Source organism: Nostoc sp. CCY0012 (genome assembly GCF_963920855.1).
GTDB lineage: Bacteria > Cyanobacteriota > Cyanobacteriia > Cyanobacteriales > Nostocaceae > Cyanocohniella.
On record NZ_CAWUDM010000247.1, the window covers coordinates 1 to 971 of the forward strand.

General features: G+C 47.7%; 1 pseudogene. It reads left to right on the forward strand.

Annotated features, from left to right (window positions below):
- Nucleotides 1-884, forward strand: a pseudogene (locus tag ACM0OS_RS28970) (transposase); the annotation flags it as partial.
- Nucleotides 885-971: the final 87 nt, after the last annotated feature.

Here is a 971-nt window from a genome sequence, read left to right on the forward strand (position 1 = left end):
GCATGACGCAACTTTTGAACTGACGGATGCAATATTACTGACTCGCAACGCCTACAGTTTGGCAGATTTATCGCTATCACCAGTATTTAGACGTAAGTGGCCAAGCATCTACGAAGCGTTACAAGATAGCAGACCGCAGCGACAAAAATTGATGCAGTTATACATCAAACAGATGCCTTCACAGGAACGTCTGTTGTTAGCGGGCGACCACACAGCCTGGTCGCGGCCAGATGCGGTAACTCTACAGGAAAGGACAATTGAACACAGTATTGTCTCAGTGGGGGGAGGCAAACCAATTACCGTTGGTCAGGGGTATAGTACCATTGCATGGATACCGGAAGATTCGGGCAGTTGGGCATTACCCTTACGACATGAGCGAATTACCAGTTGGGAAAACCCGATACAGAAGGCGGCTTGGCAACTTGAGGGTATCAAAACCTTTGTGGTTGGCTTGGGTGGGAGAGGAAATGCCTCCACTTGAGGAAGTTTGGACACTCTACTTGCGGCGTTTTACTATTGACCACTGGTATCGTTTTTTGAAGCAGCGCTTACACTGGACACTACCGAAACTCAGCACTCCTAAACAATGTGAGCGTTGGAGTGACCTGATGCCTCTAATGACTTGGGAATTGTGGTTAGCCCGTGATATCGTTGCGGATAACCCTCTCCCTTGGCAAAAGTCCCTGGATAAATTGACCCCTGGAAGAGTCGCCCAAGCTATGGGAGGAGTTTTTGCGGCGATTGGTACTCCAGCCCAACCACCCAAACCTCGCGGAAAGTCTCCAGGCTGGAAGGCTGATCAACCACGTAAACGTAGAATTCGCTATCCCATAGTTAAAAAAACTACAACGAAGCCCCGCAAAGAGCAATCAAAATCTGCTTAGTACTATAGATTTTCATATCTGAACTCTGTTTCTTTTCAACTCAGCGTTGCTGAGTCTTTTCTTGCTGCCTAGTCTAAACTCCAGTAT